Origin of the sequence: Paenibacillus sp. FSL K6-1558 (assembly GCF_038002565.1) — a bacterium.
Classification (GTDB): domain Bacteria; phylum Bacillota; class Bacilli; order Paenibacillales; family Paenibacillaceae; genus Paenibacillus; species Paenibacillus polysaccharolyticus.
Genome location: NZ_JBBOCV010000001.1, coordinates 3780758 through 3798860, shown reverse-complemented (window position 1 = coordinate 3798860; position 18103 = coordinate 3780758). Strand labels below are relative to the sequence as shown.

At 45.1% G+C, this 18103-nt stretch carries 14 protein-coding genes; 3 read left to right on the top strand and 11 right to left on the bottom strand.

Going from position 1 to position 18103, the window contains the following annotated elements:
* Positions 1 to 249 precede the first annotated feature (249 nt).
* The gene (locus tag MHI38_RS16330; protein ID WP_090923614.1) at positions 250 to 1365 is read right to left on the bottom strand and encodes an HD-GYP domain-containing protein; all 1116 of its coding nucleotides are present in this window, start codon (positions 1363 to 1365) and stop codon (positions 250 to 252) included.
* Positions 1366 to 1592: 227 nt separating this feature from the next.
* The gene (gene gyrA / locus MHI38_RS16325; protein WP_154889609.1) at positions 1593 to 4151 is read right to left on the bottom strand and encodes a DNA gyrase subunit A; all 2559 of its coding nucleotides are present in this window, start codon (positions 4149 to 4151) and stop codon (positions 1593 to 1595) included.
* A 425-nt stretch (positions 4152 to 4576) separates the two neighbouring features.
* Here gyrA and MHI38_RS16320 point away from each other — a divergent pair, with 425 nt between their 5' ends.
* Positions 4577 to 5530 carry a YheC/YheD family protein gene (locus MHI38_RS16320; RefSeq protein WP_341181443.1) on the top strand — a complete coding sequence of 318 codons (954 nt, stop codon included), beginning with the start codon at positions 4577 to 4579 and terminating at the stop codon, positions 5528 to 5530.
* A gap of 63 nt (positions 5531 to 5593) precedes the next feature.
* Here the strand turns inward: MHI38_RS16320 and gyrB are convergent, their stop codons facing one another.
* The 9 genes from gyrB to MHI38_RS16275 form a co-directional block, all read right to left on the bottom strand.
* Positions 5594 to 7504, bottom strand: coding sequence for a DNA topoisomerase (ATP-hydrolyzing) subunit B (gene gyrB, locus MHI38_RS16315; protein WP_154889614.1), 1911 nt, complete (start codon positions 7502 to 7504; stop codon positions 5594 to 5596).
* Between the two features lie 91 nt (positions 7505 to 7595).
* On the bottom strand, positions 7596 to 7844 hold the full coding sequence (gene remB / locus MHI38_RS16310; RefSeq protein ID WP_090923610.1) for an extracellular matrix regulator RemB: 249 nt from the start codon (positions 7842 to 7844) through the stop codon (positions 7596 to 7598).
* A gap of 13 nt (positions 7845 to 7857) precedes the next feature.
* Positions 7858 to 8970, bottom strand: a complete 1113-nt coding sequence (gene recF, locus MHI38_RS16305) for a DNA replication/repair protein RecF (protein ID WP_154889616.1) — start codon at positions 8968 to 8970, stop codon at positions 7858 to 7860.
* 58 nt (positions 8971 to 9028) lie between these two features.
* The gene (gene yaaA / locus MHI38_RS16300) at positions 9029 to 9244 is read right to left on the bottom strand and encodes a S4 domain-containing protein YaaA (protein WP_090923608.1); all 216 of its coding nucleotides are present in this window, start codon (positions 9242 to 9244) and stop codon (positions 9029 to 9031) included.
* An 18-nt stretch (positions 9245 to 9262) separates the two neighbouring features.
* Positions 9263 to 10405 (bottom strand): DNA polymerase III subunit beta, encoded by a 1143-nt coding sequence (dnaN, locus tag MHI38_RS16295; RefSeq protein WP_090923607.1) that lies wholly within the window; start codon positions 10403 to 10405, stop codon positions 9263 to 9265.
* A 233-nt stretch (positions 10406 to 10638) separates the two neighbouring features.
* Positions 10639 to 11985 (bottom strand): chromosomal replication initiator protein DnaA, encoded by a 1347-nt coding sequence (gene dnaA / locus MHI38_RS16290; RefSeq protein WP_336121482.1) that lies wholly within the window; start codon positions 11983 to 11985, stop codon positions 10639 to 10641.
* A gap of 714 nt (positions 11986 to 12699) precedes the next feature.
* Positions 12700 to 14247: a gluconokinase gene (gntK, locus tag MHI38_RS16285; RefSeq protein WP_341181442.1), complete on the bottom strand. Its 1548-nt coding sequence runs from the start codon at positions 14245 to 14247 to the stop codon at positions 12700 to 12702.
* Positions 14248 to 14300: 53 nt separating this feature from the next.
* Positions 14301 to 15662 carry a GntT/GntP/DsdX family permease gene (locus tag MHI38_RS16280; protein WP_154960412.1) on the bottom strand — a complete coding sequence of 454 codons (1362 nt, stop codon included), beginning with the start codon at positions 15660 to 15662 and terminating at the stop codon, positions 14301 to 14303.
* Positions 15663 to 15958: 296 nt separating this feature from the next.
* On the bottom strand, positions 15959 to 16633 hold the full coding sequence (locus MHI38_RS16275) for a GntR family transcriptional regulator (RefSeq protein WP_154889636.1): 675 nt from the start codon (positions 16631 to 16633) through the stop codon (positions 15959 to 15961).
* A 642-nt stretch (positions 16634 to 17275) separates the two neighbouring features.
* On the opposite strand from MHI38_RS16275, the gene rpmH reads away from it, so the two are divergent.
* Both rpmH and rnpA read left to right on the top strand, forming a co-directional pair.
* Positions 17276 to 17410 (top strand): 50S ribosomal protein L34, encoded by a 135-nt coding sequence (gene rpmH / locus MHI38_RS16270; protein ID WP_019914530.1) that lies wholly within the window; start codon positions 17276 to 17278, stop codon positions 17408 to 17410.
* Positions 17411 to 17678: 268 nt separating this feature from the next.
* Positions 17679 to 18029 carry a ribonuclease P protein component gene (gene rnpA, locus MHI38_RS16265; protein ID WP_090923602.1) on the top strand — a complete coding sequence of 117 codons (351 nt, stop codon included), beginning with the start codon at positions 17679 to 17681 and terminating at the stop codon, positions 18027 to 18029.
* The last annotated feature ends 74 nt before the right edge of the window (positions 18030 to 18103 follow it).

The following is an 18103-nucleotide window of genomic DNA, read 5'->3' as shown; positions in this document are numbered from 1 at the left end:
TTCGAAGCTTGTTTTTATTGGCTTGCCGCACCGTCTAAACTGTGTTTTCTTGGCCGGAATTAGAATATACCATGTAGAGAATTTTAATGCAAGTGTTTTTTCTAGTTTCTTTTATTACTTAACACTAAACTATATTTGGACTCATTTGATAACCAAATATACTCATAAACGTTAAACTTTTAACTACCATATTAAAAAAAGACCCTCTCGTTATGAGAAGGTCTTCACACAACAAATCCAACTATGCTTCTAACCTAATACTTCTTGAATATATAACTGTCTTTGTTGCATCAGATTGATGATCGATCCTTCTACAGATACCATTGGCCGAGTAGGATGATCTCGATCTGAGAAAATAATTTCCCCAATCTGGTTATTACTCAGTTTCACCCGTATTCCATTATGAATCTGAGTGGAGCGTTGCACAAACATATTCACAATAGAAGGTTCCAGTTTACCAAACGCCTCACTTTGAATTTGTTCCAGAACCAGATATGGAGATTGAGCCTTACGATAAATCTTCTCTAGGGTCATTGCATGGAAAATATCTGCGATAGCTACGATTTTGGCATAGATATGAATCTGTGTCCCGGTAAGTTGCAAGGGATAACCCGATCCATCCACTTTTTCGTGATGCTGCAGTGCTGCAAGTCTCGCACCTTCATTGATGGCCTTAGCCTGTTTAAGAATCTGATAACCATACTTGGTGTGTTGCCTGATCTCCTCTTGCTCCTCCGCTGTCAGAGAAGAAGGTTTATGGAGAATCTGCGGATCAACCTTGTTATTACCGATATCATGGAACAATCCAGCAAAGGCAACCTGCATCCAGTCCTTGGAGGGGAGATCGATCCACTGAGCCAGTTGATAGGATGTGATCGCGCTTAGCACAGCATGGTGATATACATAATCATGCTCTTTCATATTGCGTGGACTGAAGGTAAGCACATTATATTGTTTGAGATGTATGAACAAAGCCTCTAGCTGTGTCCGTAACTCATAAACGGGCAATTCAGCAGCTAATGAGGAGAGAAACGCGTTTTTAGTCAACGTAACCATTTTCTCGTATTCATCCTGAAGTGTAATAACTGGGGCTGAAACTATTGTACTTGTCCGTTCCCCATTCTTCTCTGCGACGGCTGTTCCTAATGCTCCGCTGGGTCCAGTTACTCCTTTTGAACCTCCACTGCTAGTTCCTGTCCTCTCTTGTTCGATGTCCACCTGATGAATCAAAAACGCCCTGAGGACTTCCATATCTTTAGGTAAAATAATTTTACCCTTTTGAAGCAACACATTGCCACGTGACGTCTGCACATCACTTCCCAATTTTAGTCCTGGTTTGACTTCTGACAGGGTAATTAATCCCATACCGATTCCCCTCACTCATCGTTCTTCTTAAGATGATGACAATACAAGACCATAGTCCCGGTTTCTCATGTTATTTCCCATTATATTACTCAGAAAACAGGCTGTACATCCTAGATTTTGAAGCTTTCATTATTTCTTCTGTACATATCAAAAAGGGCCCCCATAAAGGGAGCCCTTCGTATCCTGTTTCAAGTTTCTTAACGATTCAATAAAACAAGATACCTATGTTATTCTTCCGAACCTGAATCATCATCTTGAACATCAGTTTCTGCTTCAGACGCCATGCCTTCTTCCAGATTTAACTCTGTATCAGAGGACGCTCCAGATTCTGTTGCTTCATCGTTATCTTCATCTGGTTCTTCTTCATTTTTATCAATTCGGCTTACGGTAGCTACAGCGTCTTCCTCACGAATATGGATTAGCTTCACACCCTGAGTATAGCGACCCATGGTTGAGATGCCATCCATGCTCATCCGAATTAGTGTACCACTGGATGTGATAATCATCAGATCCTCTTCTGTTTTAACCATTTTGAGGCTGACAACAGCACCGTTCTTCTCGGTAACATTGATCGTCTTGATTCCTTTACCACCACGAGTTTGCATCCGGTAATCACTAACTGGGGTCCGTTTACCGTACCCTTTGGCTGTGACAATCAAAACATCCAGATCAGCATCTACGACGTCCATACCGATAACCGCGTCTTGATCGTCAAGCGTGATACCCTTAACCCCGGTAGCACTACGTCCCATAGAACGTACATTACCCTCTGAGAAACGAATAGACATTCCATGAGCTGTACCCATGATAATCTCTTGTTGCCCATCCGTCAGCTTCACATCAATCAGGCTGTCATCATCACGCAAGGAGATCCCGATAAGTCCGCCTTTGCGAATGTTCGTGTAATCTTCAAGCGGCGTTTTCTTCACTACACCCTGACGTGTTGCAAAGAATAGATACTTATCGCTCTCGAATTCCTGTACTGGAATAACCGCATTGACAGACTCCCCTTGCTCAATCTGAATCAGGTTGATAATTGGTGTCCCACGCGCTGTACGTCCAAGCTCTGGAATCTCATAAGCTTTCAGGCGATATACTTTCCCTTTATCCGTGAAGAACATCAGGTAGTTGTGAGAGTTGGTAACGAAAAGATGCTCGACAAAATCGGTATCCTTTGTATCCATCCCTACAACACCGCGTCCTCCGCGTTTTTGGCTACGGTAGGTAGATACAGGCAGACGTTTAACGTAACCTGTGTGGGTAATCGTGATGATTACTTCTTCACGTGGAATCAGATCCTCATCCAGAATACTTTCTTCTCCAACCGTGATCTCGGTACGGCGATCGTCACCAAAACGCTCACGAATTTCCTGAAGCTCTGTACTGATAATCTCAAGTACAAGATGTTCATTAGCCAAAATTTCGCGATACTCGCGGATTTTGACCATCAATTCGTTGTACTCGTTCTCGATCCGTTCACGTTCCAAACCTGTCAGACGTTGCAAACGCATATCCAGAATAGCTTGCGCCTGGTCATGGCTGAGTGAGAAACGCTCAATCAAACCTTCTCTAGCTGCATCTGTATTGCTTGATGAACGAATCAACGTAATGATCTCGTCGATGTGATCCAATGCAATACGCAAACCTTCCAGAATGTGAGCACGAGCTTCCGCTTTTCTCAATTCGAATTGTGTACGGCGACGAATAACCTCAATCTGGTGCTGCAAATAGTGATACAACACTTCACGCAGATTCAGAATCTTTGGTTCTTTATTGACGATCGCAAGCATGTTAATACCGAATGTGGACTGCATCGAAGTGTGCTTGTACAAATTGTTCAACACAACACCAGGATTGACGTCCCTGCGAAGCTCAATCACAACCCGCATACCATTACGGTCAGATTCATCACGCAGATCGGTAATGCCATCGATCTTTTTGTCACGTACCAGTTCAGCAATTTTCTCTACGAGTCTTGCTTTGTTCACCTGGTACGGAAGCTCAGTAACGACGATACGAGCTTTGTTATTGTTCTCTTCGATATTGGTTCTGGCACGCATCGTTACCGATCCGCGTCCAGTCTGGTAAGCCTGACGAATACCTGAACGTCCCAGAATATAACCAGATGTAGGGAAGTCGGGACCTTGGATATAATCCATCAGTTCCATGGATGTAATGTCTGGATTTTTAATCATGGCCTGTACGCCGTCAATAACCTCTCCCAGATTATGAGGAGGAATATTGGTAGCCATACCTACGGCGATCCCGCCAACTCCATTGACAAGCAAGTTAGGAAAACGAGCAGGGAGAACAATAGGTTCATTTTCTTCGCCATCATAGTTTGGTTGGAAGTCAATGGTGTCCTTGTTGATATCTCTGAGCATTTCCATTGCAATCTTGGACAAACGTGCCTCGGTATAACGCATCGCTGCAGCCATATCACCATCGACTGATCCGAAGTTACCGTGTCCATCTACATGCATGTAACGCAGGGAGAAGTCCTGTGCCATCCGTACCATCGTCTCGTAAACGGCAGAGTCACCGTGCGGGTGATACTTACCGATAACTTCGCCGACGATTCTGGCTGATTTTTTATGTGGTTTATCAGGTGTCATGCCAAGCTCCGACATTGCATACAGAATGCGCCGGTGAACCGGCTTCAATCCATCACGCACATCTGGCAGGGCACGGCTCACAATGATGCTCATCGCATAATCCATAAACGATTCACGCATCTCGACGCCAATATCCCGATCTTTAATCTGCGAGTTCATTTCTTCCGCCATGCTGGACCTCCTTCTTGTCCTTCAACAAACGTTCCAAATCAATCATTTCCAGAAAATTAATATATGTGAAAAGCCTAACAAGGCTAAAACCGCGCAAGAACGCTACTCTTTATTATATTACTTTCACAAAAGTTACACAATTAAACGTCCGCTGGGCAATAGCCTTTCTTCCAGGAACTTGAGCGTGTCTGGGGGTTCGCCCTGCCTTCCTCTGCAATTGCACATACAATGCTAGAAAAGCGGCATATGTACTGTCCAATCAAGGCTAGAGCCGTTCCCACGTGGCAATCAAACTGCAATTTTATCGGCTGACAGCACAAAACGCCATATTCCTCTATTATACCACTGAAATCATCTCTTGTCCTTTGATTTTCTGCATAATGTCCCTCAGCACAACGGATCAAAACAAGAAAGGACTGATGCACATGAGTATCCAGCGTGTCTCCAGCAAATGGACTAAAACAGCAATTTTGCAACGCAGTCGTCATGTCAATGAATATATACCGGTGACCCGAAAATATAGCTCGCAAACACTAGAACGAATGACCGAGTTATTCCCAGCCAATTTTATTAAACCCGACAGGGGAACTTACGGTAATGGGGTGATGCGGGTAAGGACAGTTCACACCACAATCACAGTCCCTCGTTCTGCAGACTCAACTGCCGAATCCATAAGTGATGAAGCATCTGATGAATCCACCTCACCTGAATCAGTAGAATCAGAGCCTATTCCTCCGACTATGTCCGATATTACGACCTATCATCTGCAACATGGAACTGAAGAGCGAGTCTTTCATTCGCTCACAGAACTTGAGAACGCATTGAACGAACGTATTCAGAAACGTGACTATATCATTCAACAGGGTATTCCACTAATGACACATGAGGGATTACCTTTTGACCTGCGTGTGTTAACCCAGAAGAACCCACAGCATAGCTGGGAAACAACAGGTATTCTCGGACGGGTTGCTGCGCCAGGGAAAATCATTACCAATATCCACGGTGGCGGCCGTCTGGCTACCTTTGAAGAACTTGTACTCCCGCAACTCAAAAGGGAAGGATATCAAAAGCTTGAGCATGAACTGCACCGCCTCGGTATCCATACTGCTGTCCAATTGCAAAGCTCTTTTCCCAGACTCAAAGAGATTGGAATTGATATCGCTTTGGATGATCATGGGCGTCCCTGGATTCTGGAGGTCAACACACTGCCTGGCATCTATGCCTTTGGTCTGCTTCCCGATAAAGAGGCTTACCGCAAAATCAAAAGTTATGCCATTGCTTACGGACGCTTACCCTCCAAAAAAGGCAAAGCGAAAAAAACAACCTCGAAGGCTTCCAAAGCGCAGGCTTCCACAATCAAACGACGGACTGCCAGGTAAATAAGCGCATTATCACTCATAATATAAAAAAAGGCGCCCTCACAGGCGCCTCTTCGCAACTCGTTAAATATCGAGGTTTTTCACGTATTTTGCATTCTCCTGGATGAAGTCACGACGAGGTTCGACGTTATCTCCCATCAAGGTGTCAAACATGGCATCCGCGAGCATCGCATCACTGATCGATACTTGCAACATTGTCCGGCTTTCCGGGTCCATCGTGGTTTCCCACAGCTGTCCGGCATTCATCTCGCCAAGACCTTTGTACCGCTGGATATTGAACTTGACGTTCTCACCCAAGGAAGCAATAATCTCGTCACGCTCTTTCTCGGAGCCTGCATAACGAATGACTTTGTTACGCTCAATCTTGAACAGTGGTGGCTGTGCAATATATACATAACCGGCCTCAATGATTTTGCGCATATACCGATACAAGAATGTCAGCAACAGTGTACGGATATGGGCACCATCGACATCGGCATCGGTCATCAAGATGATTTTGTGATAACGTGCTTTGGAGATGTCAAAATCGTCGCCGATCCCTGTTCCCATCGCAGTGATAATCGCACGAATCTCGGCATTGCCCAGGATACGGTCAAGGCGTGCCTTTTCCACGTTCAGGATCTTACCACGAAGCGGCAAAATAGCCTGGAAGTGACGGTCACGACCCTGTTTGGCTGAACCGCCGGCAGAGTCACCCTCGACGATGTACAATTCACTGATGGACGCATCTTTGGATGAACAGTCCGCCAGCTTACCCGGCAGGGAGCTGACTTCAAGCGCGCCTTTACGGCGTGTCAGTTCACGAGCTTTACGAGCCGCTTCACGGGCACGCGCAGCCTGCAATCCTTTTTCCAAAATACGACGGGATACGGAAGGATTCTCTTCCAAGAACTCCTGCAGCTTCTCTGCAAACAAAGACTCCACAATACCACGTACTTCACTGTTTCCGAGCTTTGTTTTTGTTTGTCCTTCGAATTGCGGTTCCGGAATTTTGACCGAAATAATGGCCGTCAGACCTTCACGCACATCGTCACCAGACAGATTGCCGGTACTATCCTTGATTACACCAGCCTTACGGGCATAGTCATTAATAATCCGGGTGAGTGCACTCTTAAAGCCTGACTCGTGCGTTCCGCCCTCATGGGTGTTGATGTTATTCGCAAAAGAATAAATATTCTCGGTGTAATTGTCATTGTATTGCAGTGCAACCTCCACCTGAATGTTATCCCGTGAACCTTCAACGTAGATCGGATTCTCATGCAACACTTCACGCTTTTGATTTAAGAAGGATACATACTCAATGATCCCGCCTTCGTACATGAAGGAGTTAGTTACACCTGTACGCTCATCTGTCAGAGTCAGACCGATTCCTTTGTTCAGGAACGCCAGCTCACGGACACGTGTAAGCAATGTTTCGTAATCATATACCAAAGTTTCTGTAAAAATCTCCGGATCGGGATGGAACGTCACAGTTGTTCCCGTCTCGTCGGTTGTGCCGATCACTTTGAGATCATATTGCGGAGCACCGCGGCGGTATTCCTGTTGATGGATATGACCATCCCGTTTTACAGTAACGACTACTTTTTCAGAAAGTGCGTTAACAACGGATACACCTACACCGTGCAAACCACCGGATACCTTGTACCCGCCTCCACCGAATTTACCCCCTGCATGAAGAACAGTCATAACGACTTCCAGAGCTGGACGTTTCATTTTGGCATGTTCGCCAACTGGAATACCCCGTCCATTATCCACAACGGTTACACTGTTGTCTTCATGGATGTTGATCTCGATATGATCACAGTAACCCGCCAGCGCTTCATCGATACTGTTGTCCACTACTTCCCAGACCAGATGATGCAGACCTTTGGCACTGGTGGAACCGATGTACATCCCCGGACGCTTACGTACGGCTTCCAGTCCTTCAAGGACCTGAATTTCATTCGCATCATATGACGGTTGATTCATAGACATGCCTTTCACCTACTTCTATAGATTCAATATCTTGAATATGCGTTAACTTAAGAATATTAGCAGACAAAGAAATTCTCTTTTGGAATATCCGCTATAAATCAGGAAAATGGTGCGCACGCTTCTTGAGCGTTGCGGAGGAAATCGGTGAGTAATACACAATGTTTTTAGTCACCACGATAGACTTTGCTTCCTCTTCGCCGATATGTTCGACCGTTTTTTCCTGTTCGGCATGTGTAACATACTGCTTGGATATTTTTGAGGATTTCTCGATCGATATATCAAAAATAGCAACCAACTCAGAAGAACGGATGATTTTTTCACCGCCCAGATGAATGTACATAAGCCTTCACCCCTTAGCGTTCCACCTGTCCGGCATGAACGTGATAGATACTAGCGTCTTTAAGCTTGTCAACGTTCAGGCTCTCGATTCCCGTAGCGGTAATAAAAGTCTGTACCTTGCTTTGGAATGTTTCGATCAGCTGGGTCTGACGAAAAGGATCAAGTTCGGATAATACGTCATCCAGCAACAGAACCGGATATTCCCCGATCTCTTCATGAATCAGTTCAATCTCCGCAAGCTTAAGAGACAACGCTGTTGTGCGTTGCTGCCCCTGAGAGCCATACGTTTGTACTTCCCGTTCGTTAATGAAAAAGGACAGGTCATCCCGATGTGGCCCACTCAGCGTTGTGCCCCGGCGAATCTCCTGCTCTTTCATTTGTGATAATTTTATCATAAATTGCTCCATTAAGACAGCTTCATCTTCCTCAGCGGCTTCGCTGAAGGAGGGAAGGTAGGCCAGACGCAGAACTTCTCCACCTCCAGTAATCCCCTGATGGATCGTTTCTGCCCACTTTTGAAGTTTCTTTATGAATTGTTTCCTTTTTTTGACGATTTTAACACCGTGCTCTGCAAGCTGTTCGTTCCAGATTTCCAGCATCGCTTGAGCTGAATCCCCTTTTCCCCACAGTTGCTTGAGTAGATTATTCCGTTGCACCAGCACTTTCTGATACTGCTGCAGATGATAGAGATAACCTGGAGCCACCTGCCCGATCTCCATGTCAAGGAACCGGCGGCGAACCCCCGGTGTGCCTTTGACAATCTCCAGATCCTCGGGGGCAAACATCACCACGTTGAGAGAGCCGACAAAATCGCTTAATTTACGTTGCTCCAGACCATTAATCTTTGCCTTTTTCCCTTGCTGTGATAAGGACAGCTCCAGCTTAACTGCTCCGTATTTTTTGTCAACCTCGGCGGTGAGCCTTGACCGTTCTTCCCCAAAACGGATCAGTTCCTTATCTCGGGAGGTGCGGTGGCTCTTGGTGAGTGCCAGCACAAAAATAGCCTCGGCCAGATTGGTCTTGCCTTGGGCATTTTGTCCAATCAACAGATTGACGGGTCCAAATGATTCCAGCTTCAGATGCTCATAATTGCGGAATTGCTGCAACTCTATGCTGTTTACAAACACGCGTTAACCTCCCTTTTATCCCGTCCGTCAGGAGGCAGCAGGATTGCACCTTGGTCTTTTACTCCGCAACCACTTCGAACGTGCCTTCTCCGTCTACCTCTACGATATCCCCAGGGTATAACTTCCGTCCACGGCGTTCCTCAGCCTCTTTATTCACACGAACAAGCCCTTCTTGGAGGAGGGCTTTTGCCATACCTCCAGTAGGGATGCAGTCTGCTAGTTTCAAAAATTGGTCAAGCTTAATATATTCCGTTCGAATCGATACTTGCTTCATCGTGTTATCTTCCTTTCGTTAATTGGTCGTCCGGTAAGGCAGGATGACGTATAGGCTCTGACTGTCGTCGAGCGGTTTCAAGATAATGGGACTCATGACACCCGTAAAGGCAATCATCAGTTGCTCACTCTCCACCACTTTCAGCACATCCAGCATGTATTTGGAGTTAAACGAGATCTTGAGCGGTTCACCCGAAAATTCAGCCGGCTCAATCTCTTCTCTTACTTTACCAAGCTCAGAGGAGCTGGAGGATATTTCAATCGTGCCGGAGTCCATCGTCTGCATGCGCACAATGTTTGTTTTTTCCTCACGCGACAGCAAATAAGCCCGGTCAATCGATTCACTTAATTTTTTTGTGTCCAAAACAAGTTCTGTTTTGTATGACGTTGGAATAATTCTAGAAGTATCCGGATATGTTCCGTCCAAAATACGGGAGTAGAAAAGTACACGGTCAATTTTAAACAACACCTGATTATCTGCGACAACGATATCCACAAGCGTGTTCTGGTCGGGAACGATTTTACTCAGCTCGTTTAGTGTTTTACCGGAAATGACGACGTTGTTGAAACGGATACCCTCTGCATTATCCAGCATTGCCGCACGTGTAGCAAGACGGTGACGGTCCGTTGCCACAAATTTCAACTCGTTATCACCAAGACTCCAGAGTACACCTGTCAGAATAGGTGTCGTTTCATGGGTGGAAATGGAGAACACGGTCTGTTTAATCATATTTTTCAGCAAATCTCCAGGAATGGAGACCGTTTGGTTCTCTTCAATGCTTGGCAGTACCGGGAACTCTTCCGGGTCCAGACCTACCAGTTGAATCTCCGTTGCACCTGCCGAAATAAAAGTGTTGAAGTTTTCTTTGACTTCCATATGCACTTCCTGCGAAGGCAACTTTTTGATGATCTCTACGAAAAATTTGGCTGGCAGAACAACGCTACCCGGTTGTTCTACTTGCACCACACTTTTGTCTCCCTCTTCAAGTGGGATAAATGACTGAATGGAGATATCTGTGTCACTTGCTGTCAACGTTACACCTTGGTGATTCACGTCGAATTTGATACCGCTCAGAATGGGGATCGTCGTACGACTTGAGATCGCTTTGGATACTTGTTGAATGGATTCGTTAAGATAACTTTTCATTATGCTGATTTTCATGGTTTCACTCCTAGCGGATTTGTTAGATGTTTTTTGGTTTTGTTTTGGTCTTAAAAAGGTGTTTATCGAAAGGCCGAAGGCCGTGCTTTGCAACGGCTTTTTGGAGAAGATATCTTTAGATCTTTATAGTAATAATAGTAATAGGGGCACTGAATATGTGGATAAGTAGGGTTAAACCCATAAAATTAAGCCTATCCACATGTGTACACGTTGTGCATAGGCTTGGGACTTGTTCAGGTTGGATTCTTAATTTTTTCGGTTAAGTTGTTGATAACTTTATAGAGATCTTGATCGTTCTTGATCGCTTGAGAGATTTTTTCATGGGCATGAATGACCGTGGTATGATCTCGTCCTCCAAAAGCCTCCCCGATTTTGGGCAGAGAAAAGTCTGTCAGTTCACGAGAGAGATACATAGCGATCTGTCTAGGAAAAGCAACAGCTTTTGTCCGTTTCCGTGCTTTGAAATCTTCAAGCTTGAGGCTGTAGTATTCGCCGACCTTTTGTTGGATGTCTTGAATCGTGATCATTTTGGGACGGCTGGAAGGAATAATATCCTTCAGTGCTTCAGCGGCCAGATGAGAACTAACGTCCTGATTGGTCAGTGAAGAGTAAGCAACGACACGAATGAGTGCTCCTTCGAGCTCCCGGATGTTGGTGTCGATCTGGTTCGCGATGTACATCATCGCTTCATTTGGAATATCCAGATTCTCCGCACGCGCTTTTTTACGCAAAATCGCAATCCGCGTCTCCAGATCCGGAGGCTGAATATCCGTAATTAACCCCCACTCAAACCGGGAGCGTAGCCGCTCCTCCAGGGTTGGAATTTCCTTCGGTGGTCTATCGCTGGAGATAATGATCTGCTTCCGTTCCTCATGCAGCGCATTAAACGTATGGAAAAATTCCTCTTGTGTTGATTCTTTCCCGGCCAGGAACTGAATATCATCAATAAGCAGAATATCTACACTCCGGTACTTGTTCCGAAAGCTTTCCCCGCGATTATCACGGATGGAGTTGATGAACTCATTCGTGAATTTCTCAGATGACAAATAAACCACCTTGCTACTCGGATTATGCTCCAAAATATAATGTCCGATGGCATGCATCAGGTGGGTTTTGCCCAGTCCTACGCCTCCATATAGAAAAAGAGGATTGTAGGCTTTGGCGGGCGCTTCAGCGACCGCCAGCGATGCGGCATGGGCAAAACGGTTCCCCGGTCCAATGACAAAGGTGTCGAACGTATATTTAGGATTCAGCATGCTGAGCACGGCTTCTTCCTGAACGACTGTCGGCGTCGGCGCCGGCAACTGCGGATCTGGTTCTACAGGTTTGTTCTCCTCGATGACAAATTTCACATCGACCTGTTTGCCAAGCAGTTCATAGACCGTCGAACCAACCAGTTTGGTGTAACGGCTCTCCAGCCATTCGACGGCAAACGTAGTTGGGGCGGAGATGACGATCGTCCGATCGTTCAGCTTGGTGGCCTTGGTTGCTTTGAACCAGGTGTCGAAGCTGGGTTTGCTGAGTTTATTTTGTATGATTGATAAGATTTGCTGCCATAAATCAGAAGTATGGCTGTCCACAGACTGTCACTCCTTTTACATGTTCCAAGTGTGGCTTAAGCCATGATGCAGTGTCGAAATACGAAATATATTGCCGAATTTATCCCCAAACCCCCGCAGGTCAAAAACAAAAAAAGAAGGAACAACGGAAAATTGTTCACAACTTTATCCACAGGCTGTTGATAATATTATGGGTCAGATCACATATTCACATCCAAAAGTAATACAATCATAGCAAAAGAAGCCCCGCATTTCAACGTATGGCGAGATTTTATCCACAAATTCAATAACTTGTGTATAATTTTTAGTCACAACACAATATATTGTTTATAAATTGTTTAATTTTCGACAGCATGACCTAAAGTGCCAAAAACTTTTATACACAGGATATCCGTCGAAAGATGCTAAATGATGTGCAAAAGTGGACTTGCAATGTGAATAACTTCGTTGTGGATAAACTGAAAGTGAATTGAAGTGAGTTAAGTGGGAAAATGAGAAGAATGGTAATTAGTCCTTTTCAACCTCATGAGGTGCTATGTCGTAAAAAGGTGAGGTTTTGGATTGCTGAATGCTCATAAAGTGACTAAAAAGGGATGGCCTGATTACATTAAAAGTGACCATGAGGAAATGATTGAGGTAAACCACGAGTATGGATGTGTTCATTGATAGAGACAAAATGATATCAAAAAGAGGAAGACCCCGCAGCCGTTTTATGGCTGCGGGGTCTTCCTGTACTTATATATGAAGCATAGACATTTTGCGTTGGAATTCCGCAATGTCTGCATATTCCTCTTCAAGTTTACGTGAAATGCGAATGTAAATCGGTAGCAGCTCCTGATAGAGGGAGGCATGTTCTTTGACTGGCGTATGCCGGTGAGTTGTGCCTATCATTGAGGAAACATCTTCAAGAGACTTGATTCGTCCCGTAGCATACAGGCCTAGAACAACAGCACCGAGGCATGAACTTTCAAAGCTCTCAGGCACAACGACTTCCTGATTAAAGATGTCGGACATCATCTGCCGCCACAACGGCGATCGTGCAAACCCACCCGTTGCTTGAATTGAGGTGGGTTGCCCGATCTGTTCCTCCATGGCAAGCAGAACGGTATAGAGGTTGAAAATAACCCCTTCAAGTACTGCACGAATCATGTGCTCTTTCTTATGATGGAGGGTCAGTCCAAAAAAAGAGCCACGGGCATCTGGGTTCCAGAGTGGAGCACGTTCGCCCGAGAGGTACGGATGGAACAGCAACCCTTCGGAGCCGGGTGGAACACGTTCTGCAATTTTGGTCAGTACATCGTAGGAGTTGATGCCGAGGCGTTTCGCTGTTTCCACTTCCGACGCGGCGAACTCATCCCGTACCCAGCGGAACAGCATTCCACCGTTATTCACAGGCCCACCTACAACCCATAGTTTTTCCGTCAGGGCATAACAGAAGGTACGGCCTTTCGGATCGGTCACAGGGCGATCAACGACAGTACGAATGGCTCCACTCGTTCCGATGGTTGCGGCGACGATGCCCGGTTTGATGGCGTTAACGCCAAGGTTGGATAGTACCCCATCACTTGCGCCGATTACAAAAGGCGTGGAGGGGGAAAGAGCCATTTTTTCAGCCCATTCAGGATGCATTCCCTCTATTGTATAAGTCGTCGGTACAAGCTTCGATAGATGATTCGGTGTGATCCCTGCGATGTGCAGTGCTTCCTGATCCCAGTCCAGTTGCTCTAGATTCAGCAGTCCCGTACACGAAGCGATGGAATGATCGACGATATATTGCCCAAATAGACGCAAGAAAAGGTACTCTTTGATCGAAATAAACTTTGCCGTGCGTTCGAATAGTTCTGGCTCGTCATGACGAAGCCACATCAATTTGGTCAGAGGTGACATCGGATGAATGGGGGTGCCTGTGCGTAGATAGATTTGATGACCGACACCATTTTCTTGCAGCTTGGCGGACCAAGCTGCGCTTCGATTATCGGCCCAGGTGATGCAGCGCGTTAGCGGATGATCGTTCTGATCCATGGCGATGACACTGTGCATGGCTGAACTGCAGGATACAAAGAGAAGCTGGTTAGCCGAGACTCCGCTCTGGGTCATCACGCCGTGTACAGATCGGATGGCTGCCTGCATAATTTCATCCGGATCTTGTTCTGCAACATCCGGAGCAGGTGTGTATAGCGGATATTCCTGAGTGGAGGTCGTGATTACCTCGCCTTGCTCTGTGAATAACACGGATTTAGTGCTGGTTGTTCCAATATCGATTCCAATCATATAATTGGTCATTCGTTCGTCCTTCTTTCGATTTTTTATATGAGAAAAAGGATGTTAGCGTCCAATCACACCACTGTACTTAGTAGCAAAATAAAGATCAGTCCAACCACAGAAAGTAGTGTTTCCATAACAGTCCACGTCTTGAGTGTCTGAGCAACACTCATATTAAAGAACTCCTTAATCATCCAGAAGCCTGCATCATTCACATGGGAAAGTACAAGGGAGCCTGCCCCCGTGGCAAGTACAACCAGCTCAATGTTAGCTCCTGGTGTAAGAGCGAGTACTGGAGCAACAATACCAGCAGCTGTAGTCATCGCAACCGTAGCTGAACCAGTAGCGACACGAATCAGTGCAGCTACAAGCCAGGCAAACAAAATGACATTAATGTGTGCATTTGTGGCGAATTCTGCAATGGCATTACCAACGCCGCTGTTAATCAGCACCTGTTTGAAGGCACCGCCGCCTCCGATAATGAGAATAATGGTAGCTGTTGGGGCCAGACATTCACTGGTGAAGCGTGAAAGTTCATGTTTGGTGAATCCGCGGGCAAAGCCGAGTGAAAAGAGGGCAAAGACAACAGAGATCAACAAAGCAATAATCTCATTGCCGATAAACTCACTAAAGACGGTAAACCCACTTGTTGCATCAGGATCAACGATGTTTGCAATGGATCCAATCAGCATCAGGATGACGGGCAGCAGAATCGTAAACAATGTAATGCCGAATCCGGGCAAATTAATGTTTTTCTTAGACGAGAACTGTTCAGCGAGTTCAGCTGGTGGTTCGGTGTGAATTCTTTTGCCGATAAATTTACCGAATACCGGTCCAGCAATAATCGCAGTAGGAATGCCTACAATTAAAGAGTACAGAATTGTTTTTCCCAGATCCGCATTGAAGGCTTCAATGGCAATCATCGGTGCTGGATGTGGTGGAACAAGCCCATGAACTGTGGAGAGACCGGCCAAAATAGGAATACCGATCTGAAGCAGGGACATATTGGTTTTGCGGGCTACCGTGAAGATGATCGGAATCATTAGAATGACACCGACTTCAAAGAAAACAGGAATACCTACAATGAATCCAACAATCATCATAGCCCAGTGCACACGTTTCACACCGAATCGGTCAACAAGAGTCGTCGCAATCTGCTCGGCACCGCCAGATTCAGCCATCATTTTACCAAGCATGGTACCAAGTCCGATGACGATAGCGATCGTGCCTAAAGTACCGCCAAGTCCGCCCGTAATGGAAGAAATGACGTCAGCTGGCTTCATACCTGCAAGCAAACCAAGCATTAATGCAGATAATAAAAGGGTGATAAAGGGGTTCCATTTATATTTGGAGATTAAGAGGATCAGGAAGATGATTGCGATCAACGTCCAGATCAGCAATGTAGCATTATGGGATAATCCGAAAATCGTGCTCATGATGTAATTACTCCTTTGTCTTGGGATAAACGCTTACAATGAAAGCAGTGATAAAAAAATTAGCATCTTGATGATCTGATAACAAAGTAATGAAGCAAACTACCCTTATCATGTCCGGAAAATGAAAAAAATCGCATTTTGTATACTTGTCGACAAGTTATGTGGCAATCATTCACGTCCTTGACGCTGGATTGATTGCCAACTCTATGGTCACTCATAAGAAAATCTGTACGCAACGCTTTCGGTTCTAACAAATAGCAAGATTTCTAACATCGATATGCTGTAAGAAATCAAGTTCAAAATTCAAAGCTTTCGTGTAACGTTTGGCCAGAGTCTTTAAAATATGTGCGTACCCCGTGCTGGATCAGAGCTTTGTCCCCTGATTCCAGAGCAGTTGCAAGGGAGCGGTGTTTTTCAATTACAGCACTTACTTTGGACTCACCTTGGGCAAATACTCTGCGCGTAGTAAGTAGCATGACCGTCATCACGACATATCTGATGCTCTTCCACAGGTGTGAAATACGGGAATGGGAGGCTGCCTCGACAATGGCCTCGTGAAACGTAAGATCCTGATAAGCAAATTCGACAGCATCTTGATGTTTGCCAGCGAGTTGCATTTTGTCAATGATATTGCTCAGCTGCGTAATTAGCGCTGGAGGCACATCTGCCGCTAGCCGTTGCTGTACAAAGCTTTCAATGAGAAAACGTACATCATACAGTTCTTCGACATCCTTCATATTGAGGCCCAGGATGACAACGCCCATCCGTTCAAGCCGAATCAGCCCTTCATTTGACAACGTTCTCAATGCTTCGCGAACAGGCGAGCGACTGCTGTCAAAATCAGCAGCAATTCGATTTTCCGACAAAATTTCCCCAGGCGGAAGGGTACCGTTGATGATTCTCAGCCTTAATTCGCAAGCTATGGCCTCACCGCGAGATGCTCCTTGAAGCCAGGAAGATGGAAATTGCATATGGCTAACGCTCCTAAATTAAGTAATTCGTACGTTAGAATCATAACACAATGTGCTACACCTCAGAATTCGATCAATTGTCGAAAAGTCAAAATTACTGAATGTACACACAAGAGTTGATGTGTACTGTTCTCGTATCGCAATTCGATCTAGTGTCGATTGCTTGCGAAATGAAAACGGTAAAAAACAAAAGGTATACTTGTATACAAGATGCTGATTTCCATCCTACACCTTTCTTAAAACGTTGTAAACCTGTACAGTGAAGCGGATACATCACGCGTTATTTTTGAAAACTTCAACCTATTACTATTTATCCACATGTGAATAACTTAAAACAGGAATACAGATTTCAGTACATATTATAAGAAGTGTGGATAACGGAAGAAGGTGAAGAAATCAGCTCTTTTTCGGAGGTTGGGGATAACTTTTTTTGATGATTTTGTGGCTGTATTATTGGGGAAAATCTCTAGGGATAGAGAGGCATGTTTTTTGAGCGCTGGAAAGCATATGAAAAAGAGGGAGGGAGGCGTCTCTTTTCAGTTGACTTTTCCAATTGGACGTGGTTAAATATATAAAGGTGTTTTCTGTGAAGATGAAAAGGATTCATCACATAAGTATTTCCTTGTAAGGAGGTGCAATACATTGAGACCTACATTCAAACCGAACGTTAGCAAGCGTAAAAAAGTTCATGGTTTCCGTAAAAGAATGAGCACAAAAAACGGCCGTAAAGTTTTGGCTGCACGTCGCCTGAAAGGCCGTAAAGTCCTGAGTGCTTAATGCATCTGAAGACCACCGAGGTGGTCTTTTTTTTCTTAAAACGGGATTATTCAGGCTGGTTATATAGCGTAATTCATTGCTTTACAGGCTGTGAAGAAGCATACCAGTTAGCTAATCATAATTGTTGGTTAAGTTTCTCTTTTTCAGAAACTTTCCTTATATACAAGTTGTCGCCAAGACGGTTTACCGTCGATCAAGAAAGCCTATACTAAATTAGTAATGATACCTCCGTCAATAACGTTGATGAAGGACAGCAAGGAGAAGCGCCGTGTATAAAAGACTGCGTCTGCGAAACCGTGCGGATTTTAGCCGTGTATATCGGTTTGGAAAATCGTTTGCCAATCATCAATTCGTGGTGTATGGCTGCCGCCGTAAAGATACCGAACAATTCCGGGTGGGCGTATCCTGTAGCAAAAAAATAGGAAACGCTGTCGTGCGTAACCGGATGAGACGCATGATCAAGGAAATTGTACGTCATCATGAACAAGAGATTGTTACGCAGATGGATTTGATTTTCATCGTCCGCAAAGGTGCATTAGGCATGCCCTATAAGGAAATGGAAAAAAGTCTGTTACATGTACTGCGTAAGGCCTCCCTGTTGAAGTCGTGCAAGCGGTAAGCTTCGGTTTATTTGTCCTCCTAATTATGGTATGATTTACGGTGGAATGGAATGGTTAAGAGAGGGGTTATGAA

Bases quoted from the DNA above. Each gene is read 5' to 3' on its own strand.
- MHI38_RS16280 (WP_154960412.1), bottom strand. From the start codon at position 15,662: ATGAGCACGATTTTCGGATTATCCCATAATGCTACATTGCTGATCTGG.
- yaaA (WP_090923608.1), bottom strand. From the start codon at position 9,244: ATGAAGCAAGTATCGATTCGAACGGAATATATTAAGCTTGACCAATTT.
- MHI38_RS16275 (WP_154889636.1), bottom strand. From the start codon at position 16,633: ATGCAATTTCCATCTTCCTGGCTTCAAGGAGCATCTCGCGGTGAGGCC.
- remB (WP_090923610.1), bottom strand. From the start codon at position 7,844: ATGTACATTCATCTGGGCGGTGAAAAAATCATCCGTTCTTCTGAGTTG.
- MHI38_RS16330 (WP_090923614.1), bottom strand. From the start codon at position 1,365: ATGGGATTAATTACCCTGTCAGAAGTCAAACCAGGACTAAAATTGGGA.
- dnaN (WP_090923607.1), bottom strand. From the start codon at position 10,405: ATGAAAATCAGCATAATGAAAAGTTATCTTAACGAATCCATTCAACAA.
- gyrA (WP_154889609.1), bottom strand. From the start codon at position 4,151: ATGGCGGAAGAAATGAACTCGCAGATTAAAGATCGGGATATTGGCGTC.
- MHI38_RS16320 (WP_341181443.1), top strand. From the start codon at position 4,577: ATGAGTATCCAGCGTGTCTCCAGCAAATGGACTAAAACAGCAATTTTG.
- gyrB (WP_154889614.1), bottom strand. From the start codon at position 7,504: ATGTCTATGAATCAACCGTCATATGATGCGAATGAAATTCAGGTCCTT.
- gntK (WP_341181442.1), bottom strand. From the start codon at position 14,247: ATGACCAATTATATGATTGGAATCGATATTGGAACAACCAGCACTAAA.